The sequence below is a fragment of the Streptomyces sp. NPDC056527 genome (assembly GCF_042794475.1).
GTDB lineage: Bacteria > Actinomycetota > Actinomycetes > Streptomycetales > Streptomycetaceae > Streptomyces.
Genome location: NZ_JBHTTQ010000186.1, coordinates 1 through 6,845 on the forward strand (window position 1 = coordinate 1; position 6,845 = coordinate 6,845).

Below are 6,845 nucleotides of genomic sequence, written 5' to 3' on the forward strand. Positions count from 1 at the left end.
GCCCGGGGCGGTGCGAAACCGCCCCGGGCCCCTTTTCACACCCACGCCATGCCCGTAATGCCGCATTGATCCGGTTCTCGAATAATGAGGCCTGACGTCGGCTTGAGGAGAGCAGCGTGGCCAACCCCGTACCCCCTCGCGACCGGACCGACCAGCCCTGGCGCTCGGAAGGCGCCCCGCCGCCCGCCCCGCCCAAGCGGAAGATGCCGGGCGGCTGGGGAGGGCTCATCCTCACCGCCCTGATCGTCTACCTGATCGCCAACCTCGTCCTGTCGTTCTTCAACCGGGGCGACGAGCCGACCATCTCGTACACCGAGTTCAGCAAGCAGGTCACCGCCGGCAATGTCACCAAGATCTACTCCAAGGGCGACGCCATCCAGGGCGAGCTGAAGAACAAACAACCCCTCCCCAACGGCGACAAGGGCGACTACACCAAGTTCGTCACCCAGCGGCCCGCCTTCGCCGAACGACAACCTCTGGGACGAACTGACCGCCAAGGGCGTCACGGTCACCGCCGAACCCGTCGTCCAGGAACGCAGCTTCCTCGCCAACCTGCTCATCTCGCTCGCACCCATGCTGCTGCTCGTCGTCCTGTGGATCTTCGTCGCCCGCCGCATGAGCTCCGGCCTCGGCGGCGCGGGCGGAATGCTCGGACGCAAGGCCCCACCCAAGCCCGTCGAACTCGAACCCGGCGCCACACGCACCACCTTCGAAGACGTCGCCGGCATCGACGAGGTCGAAGGCGAACTCAACGACGTCGTCGACTTCCTCAAGAACCCCTCCGCCTACCGCGAGATGGGCGCCAAGATGCCACGCGGCGTCCTCCTCGCAGGCCCGCCCGGAACCGGAAAGACACTCCTCGCACGAGCGGTCGCGGGCGAGGCGGGGGTGCCCTTCTTCTCCGCCTCGGCATCGGAGTTCATCGAGATGATCGTCGGCGTCGGCGCCTCCCGCGTACGCGAACTCTTCGCCGAGGCCCGCAAGGTCGCCCCCGCCATCATCTTCATCGACGAGATCGACACCATCGGCCGCGCACGCGGCGGCGGCTCGGGCATGGGCGGCCACGACGAACGCGAGCAGACCCTCAACCAGATCCTCACCGAGATGGACGGCTTCACCGGCTCCGAGGGCGTCATCGTCCTCGCCGCCACCAACCGCGCCGACGTCCTCGACCCCGCGCTGACCCGGCCCGGCCGCTTCGACCGGATCGTCCACGTCAACCCACCCGACCGCGGCGGCCGCGAGGCCATCCTCAAGATCCACACCCGAGAGATCCCCCTCGCCCAGGACGTCGACCTGGTCCAGGTCGCCCGCACCACCCCCGGCATGACCGGCGCGGAGCTCGCCAACCTCGCCAACGAAGCCGCCCTCCTCGCCGTCAAACGGCAGCAGAAGGCCGTCACCCAGTCCGACATCTCCGACGCCCTGGAAAAGGTCCAGCTCGGCGCCGAACGACCCCTCGTCATGCCCGAGGAGGAACGCCGCCGCACGGCCTACCACGAGAGCGGCCACGCCCTGCTCGGAATGCTCCAGCCCGGCGCCGACCCGGTCCGCAAGATCACCATCGTGCCGCGCGGCCGCGCCCTCGGCGTCACCCTCTCGACGCCCGACTCCGACAAGTACGCCTACACGGAGGACTACCTCCGCGGCCGGATCATCGGCGCGCTCGGCGGCATGGCCGCCGAACAGGTCGTCTTCGGGGTCATCACCACCGGCGCCGAGAGCGACCTGGAACAGGTCACCAACATCGCCCGCGGCATGGCCGGCCGCTGGGGCATGAGCGAACGCGTCGGCCGCCTCACCGCCATCCCCGGCGACGCCCAACAGGCGTACGGCCTGTCGGCGGCCCCCGCGACGCTCGACATGGTCGCCGACGAGATGCGCCGGATCGTCGACGAGTGCTACGAGAGCGCCCTCCGCCAGCTCCGCGACAACCGCGACAGGCTCGACGCCCTCGCGACCGCCCTCCTGGCCAACGAAACCCTGGAGGAGGACGCCGCCTACCGGGCGGCCGGCATCACCCGCCTGAACAAGGAGCCGTAGCCACCGGGGGAGTGGGGCCGGCGTCCGCTCCGCTCCGAACGGCTCCGATCGCGTCAGGAGGAGCGGGCCGAGCGGCGCGCCACGCGCGCGTGGGGCGGCCGGCGCCCCGACGTCCCTGCCCGCCCGCTACGGCACCCGGGCGATCAGGTAGCGGAAGACGTTCGGCATCCACACCGTCCCGTCCCGGCGGACGTACGGATCCAGCGCCTCCGTGATCTCCTTCTCGACCTGGGACGGGTCCGTCGCCCGGATCGCCGCGTCGAACTCGCCCGTCGACAGCAGCCCTCGCACCGCACTGTCCTGGTCCGCGTACCCGAACGGGCACGACACCCGGCCCGATCCGTCCGGCTTCAGACCGGCCCGCGCCACCACCTCCTCCAGGTCGTCACGGAGCGCCGGCCGCCAGCCCGTCAGCCGGGCCGCGACCCGCAGCACCGACGCCGTCGCGCACCGCTCCGGCGGCCCCCAGCCGGCCAACACGATCGCCGTGCCCGGTTGCGCCAAAGGAGTGACCTCCGCCAGTGTCCGGCCGAGCCCGGCCGACGCGTGGAAGGCCGTGATCACGTCGTACGGCGCACCCCCGACGGCCCACGCCTCGGCAGGGTCACCCTCCACCACCGCGTGCCCCGACCCCTCCGGCAGCCGCTCTCTGGCCAGCTCCACGCGCGCGTGGTCCCGGTCCACACCGGTGGCGATGGCCTCCCGGGAGGCCGCCATCAGCAGCGCGAGTCCCGAACCGCAGCCGAGCCCCAGGACCCGCGAGCCGCGGCCCACGTCGAGACGGTCGTACACCGCCTCGTAGAGCGGCACGAGCATGCGCTCCTGGATCTCGGCCCAGTCGCGCGCGGGATCGTGCCGGACGAGCGTAGGTGTCATGGAAAGCGCCCCAATCAGTGCCTGGTCGACGGCCCCCGTGTACGTGCGCCCGCATCCCCCCGTATGTCAGGGAACTGCGCATCCGTCCCCGCGTCCAGTGCTCGCGCCGGACCACTTCCCCATCGGCGCCGGGCCGGTGCGCCGCCTTGCATCCGGACCCGGTACTGTCCCCGCATCGGGCCGCGTCGGCCCCCGGGGCGCACGAGCCACCGCATACGCGCCGACGCGTATGCGCCACTACGCACCACCTTGCCGCGACCTGCGAGCCTTCTCCGCAGATCAGCGCACTGACCCTCGTCCGGACGCATGAACGGCAACTGACGGGTACGTGCAAATTATTTGGGATGCCCCGGAATGGAACCCGGGAGCGCTTCGGCTCGTTGTACGCGACGTGAGCACGACACCACCTGTTCTCGCCGCAGAGCTGGCACAGGCGTGGGCCGACATTCAGCGGCACCACCCCGAACTGCCGGATCTTGCCGCGCCCGAGTCCCTGATCGGAGAGTCCTCGTCCGCCTGCGGCGCCGAGCTCTCCTTCGAGCGACTGCTCCACGAGGCAGTCCACGGCATCGCCGCCGCCCGAGGTGTCCGCGACACCTCACGCGCCGGCCGCTACCACAACCGCAGATTCCTGGCGATCGCCGAGGAGATGGGCCTCGACCACCCCGAGGAGCCGCACGCCAGCAGCGGCTTCTCCCTGGTCACGCTCAACCCCGAGGCGAAGCGGCGTTACCGGCCCACGATGGAGCGACTCCAGCGCGCCCTCAAGGCCCACACCGTCGCGACGGCCGCGGACACCAAGCGTTCCTTCCGGGGCCCGGCCGCGCGCCACGGTTCCTCGGGCGGCGGTGTCCGTGTGAAGGCCGTCTGCGACTGCGGCCGCAACGTCCGCGTGGTCCCGTCCGTCCTCGCCCAGGCGCCCATCGTCTGCGGCGGCTGCGGCAAGCCCTTCCGTATCCCGGAAACGGTGGGGGCGGCGAGCTGAGCCCGAGTATGCGCCCGGTCCGGCGTGCCACAGGCGTGTGGCACAATGGCTAGCTGTACTCGACAGTCGCATAGGACCCCTCTCTCCTCCGGCTGACGCGTCCATCGGGCACCCGAGTACCGCAACCCCACGTGGCATCTCATGTGCCCAACCACGTCAAGACCAGGAGACACCACTCCAGTGGCAGTCAAGATCAAGCTCAAGCGCCTCGGCAAGATTCGCCAGCCGCACTACCGCATCGTCGTCGCCGACTCCCGCACCCGCCGGGACGGTCGTGCGATCGAGGAGATCGGTCTGTACCACCCGACGTACAACCCGTCGAAGATCGAGGTCGACTCGGACCGCGCGCAGTACTGGCTGTCCGTCGGCGCCCAGCCGACCGAGCCGGTCCTCGCCATCCTGAAGCTCACCGGCGACTGGCAGAAGCACAAGGGCCTGCCGGCCCCGGCGCCGCTGCTGCAGCCGGCGACGAAGGAGGACAAGCGCGCCTCCTTCGACGCGTTCGCCAAGACCCTCGAGGGCGACGACGCCAAGGGTGAGGCCATCACCCCGAAGGCGAAGAAGGCCGACAAGAAGGCGGACGAGGCCGAGGCCGCGTCCACCGAGTCGACCGAGGCCTGATCGTGCTCGAGGAGGCTCTCGAGCACCTCGTGAAGGGCATCGTCGACAACCCTGACGATGTGCAGGTCGCCTCGCGCAACCTGCGCCGCGGCCGCGTGCTCGAGGTTCGGGTCCACCCCGACGACCTCGGCAAGGTGATCGGCCGCAACGGCCGCACCGCGCGTGCGCTGCGTACCGTCGTGGGCGCCATCGGCGGCCGTGGCATCCGCGTCGACCTCGTCGACGTGGACCAGGTCCGCTGAGCAAGTTGGACACACCGGCACGGGCCGGGGAGGGCCTTCGGGTCCTCCCCGGCCCGTCGTCGTCGGACAGGAGAGAATGAAGTCGTGCAGCTGGTAGTCGCGCGGGTCGGCCGCGCCCATGGCATCAAGGGCGAGGTCACCGTCGAGGTACGGACGGACGAGCCCGAGCTGAGGCTGAGCCCCGGAGCGGTCCTGCTCACGGATCCGGCCTCCACAGGGCCCTTGACCATCGAGACCGGCCGCGTGCACAGCGGTCGGCTGCTGCTCCGCTTCGAGGGCGTACGCGACCGCAACGCGGCCGAGGCCCTGCGCAACACCCTGCTGATCGCCGACATCGACCCCGACGAGATGCCGGAGGGCGAGGACGAGTACTACGACCACCAGCTGATGGACCTGGACGTCGTGCTCGCGGACGGCACCGAGGTCGGCCGGATCACCGAGATCACCCACCTGCCGTCCCAGGACCTCTTCATCGTCGAGCGGCCCGACGGCACCGAGCTGATGATCCCGTTCGTCGAGGAGATCGTCACCGACATCGACCTGGAGAAGCAGCAGGCCGTCATCGACCCGCCGCCCGGTCTCATCGACGACCGCGCCGAGATCGTCTCCTCCCGGGACGAGGACTCCGCTCGGGACGACGACTCCGCCGCGGACAAGCCTTCTGCCGGGGACGCCGGCGCATGAGGCTCGACGTCGTCACGATCTTCCCCGAGTACCTGGAACCCCTGAACGTCTCCCTGGTCGGCAAGGCACGCGCGCGTGGACAGCTCGACGTCCACGTCCACCATCTGCGGGAGTGGACCTACGACCGGCACAACACGGTCGACGACACCCCCTACGGCGGCGGCCCCGGCATGGTCATGAAGACCGAGCCCTGGGGCGACGCCCTCGACCAGACCCTCGCCGACGGCTTCGAGGCGGGCGCCCACGGCCCCGCCCTGGTCGTCCCCACGCCCAGCGGGCGCCCCTTCACCCAGGAACTCGCCGTCGAGCTCTCCGAGCGCCCCTGGCTGATCTTCACGCCGGCCCGCTACGAGGGCATCGACCGGCGCGTCATGGACGAGTACGCCACCCGCATGCCGGTGTACGAGGTCTCCATCGGCGACTACGTCCTCGCCGGCGGAGAGGCCGCCGTCCTGGTGATCACCGAAGCCGTCGCCCGGCTGCTGCCCGGCGTCCTCGGCAACGCCGAGTCCCACCGCGACGACTCCTTCGCCCCGGGGGCCATGGCCAACCTCCTGGAAGGCCCCGTCTACACCAAGCCCCCCGAGTGGCGCGGCCGCGCCATCCCCGACGTACTCCTCAGCGGGCACCACGGGAAGATCGCGCGCTGGCGCCGCGACGAGGCCTTCCGCCGTACGGCGGCGAACCGGCCCGACCTGATCGAACGCTGCGACCCCGCCGCCTTCGACAAGAAGGACCGGGAGATCCTCTCCATGATGGGCTGGGCCCCGGAGCCCGGCGGCCGATTTTGGCGCAGGCCCGGCGGCGTGGAAGAATAGGCCGCTGCTGTGTGTCCGGCGTGCGCCCCTGCCACAGGGGGACGACGCCCGCCCGGTACACCCGGCGCTCCATCTCCTTCTCGAACGTTCCGCTGATGACCTGTGGCATCAGCGAGGAAAGAGACCACCATGGCCTCCCTGCTCGACTCGGTCAACGCGGCTTCGCTCCGCACCGACCTCCCCGCCTTCCGTCCCGGCGACACCGTGAACGTCCACGTGCGCGTCATCGAGGGCAACCGCTCCCGTATCCAGCAGTTCAAGGGCGTTGTCATCCGCCGCCAGGGCTCGGGCGTCAGCGAGACCTTCACGGTCCGCAAGGTCTCGTTCTCCGTCGGCGTCGAGCGCACCTTCCCGGTGAACAGCCCGATCTTCGAGAAGATCGAGCTCGTGAGCCGCGGTGACGTCCGTCGCGCCAAGCTCTACTACCTGCGTGAGCTGCGCGGCAAGGCTGCCAAGATCAAGGAGAAGCGCGACAACTGAGCTCCGGCTCACCGATCGCGCGGGGCTTCGGAGCGATGATTCTCAGGGCGGCCGGATAGGCTCTGCCCCCGATGGACACCGAAGCACAGCACACGG

General features: G+C 70.4%; 7 protein-coding genes and 1 pseudogene. 7 read left to right on the forward strand and 1 reads right to left on the reverse strand.

Annotated elements, in window-relative coordinates:
* Positions 1-116 precede the first annotated feature (116 nt).
* A pseudogene (gene ftsH / locus ACFQ7Q_RS37120) lies at positions 117-2,043 on the forward strand (ATP-dependent zinc metalloprotease FtsH).
* A 126-nt stretch (positions 2,044-2,169) separates the two neighbouring features.
* Here ftsH and ACFQ7Q_RS37125 read toward each other — a convergent pair.
* The gene (locus tag ACFQ7Q_RS37125) at positions 2,170-2,919 is read right to left on the reverse strand and encodes a class I SAM-dependent methyltransferase (protein WP_383563379.1); all 750 of its coding nucleotides are present in this window, start codon (positions 2,917-2,919) and stop codon (positions 2,170-2,172) included.
* A 391-nt stretch (positions 2,920-3,310) separates the two neighbouring features.
* Here ACFQ7Q_RS37125 and ACFQ7Q_RS37130 point away from each other — a divergent pair, with 391 nt between their 5' ends.
* The 6 genes from ACFQ7Q_RS37130 (at position 3,311) to rplS (ending at position 6,749) form a co-directional block, all read left to right on the forward strand.
* Positions 3,311-3,904 (forward strand): hypothetical protein, encoded by a 594-nt coding sequence (locus tag ACFQ7Q_RS37130; protein WP_150232028.1) that lies wholly within the window; start codon positions 3,311-3,313, stop codon positions 3,902-3,904.
* A gap of 180 nt (positions 3,905-4,084) precedes the next feature.
* A complete protein-coding gene (rpsP, locus tag ACFQ7Q_RS37135; protein ID WP_260227749.1) occupies positions 4,085-4,525 on the forward strand; it encodes a 30S ribosomal protein S16 in 441 nt (146 codons plus the stop codon).
* Between the two features lie 2 nt (positions 4,526-4,527).
* The gene (locus tag ACFQ7Q_RS37140) at positions 4,528-4,767 is read left to right on the forward strand and encodes an RNA-binding protein (RefSeq protein WP_005311361.1); all 240 of its coding nucleotides are present in this window, start codon (positions 4,528-4,530) and stop codon (positions 4,765-4,767) included.
* Between the two features lie 84 nt (positions 4,768-4,851).
* Positions 4,852-5,451 carry a ribosome maturation factor RimM gene (gene rimM / locus ACFQ7Q_RS37145; protein WP_383563382.1) on the forward strand — a complete coding sequence of 200 codons (600 nt, stop codon included), beginning with the start codon at positions 4,852-4,854 and terminating at the stop codon, positions 5,449-5,451.
* On the forward strand, positions 5,448-6,269 hold the full coding sequence (gene trmD / locus ACFQ7Q_RS37150; RefSeq protein WP_383563385.1) for a tRNA (guanosine(37)-N1)-methyltransferase TrmD: 822 nt from the start codon (positions 5,448-5,450) through the stop codon (positions 6,267-6,269). Before rimM ends, trmD begins: the two co-directional genes overlap by 4 nt.
* Positions 6,270-6,398: 129 nt before the next feature.
* Complete coding sequence (gene rplS, locus ACFQ7Q_RS37155) at positions 6,399-6,749, forward strand: 50S ribosomal protein L19 (protein WP_356894105.1); 351 nt, start codon at positions 6,399-6,401, stop codon at positions 6,747-6,749.
* The last annotated feature ends 96 nt before the right edge of the window (positions 6,750-6,845 follow it).

Excerpts from the sequence above, each read along its gene's own strand:
- ACFQ7Q_RS37125 (WP_383563379.1), bottom strand. The coding sequence starts at position 2,919 with ATGACACCTACGCTCGTCCGGCACGATCCCGCGCGCGACTGGGCCGAG.
- trmD (WP_383563385.1), top strand. The coding sequence starts at position 5,448 with ATGAGGCTCGACGTCGTCACGATCTTCCCCGAGTACCTGGAACCCCTG.
- rplS (WP_356894105.1), top strand. The coding sequence starts at position 6,399 with ATGGCCTCCCTGCTCGACTCGGTCAACGCGGCTTCGCTCCGCACCGAC.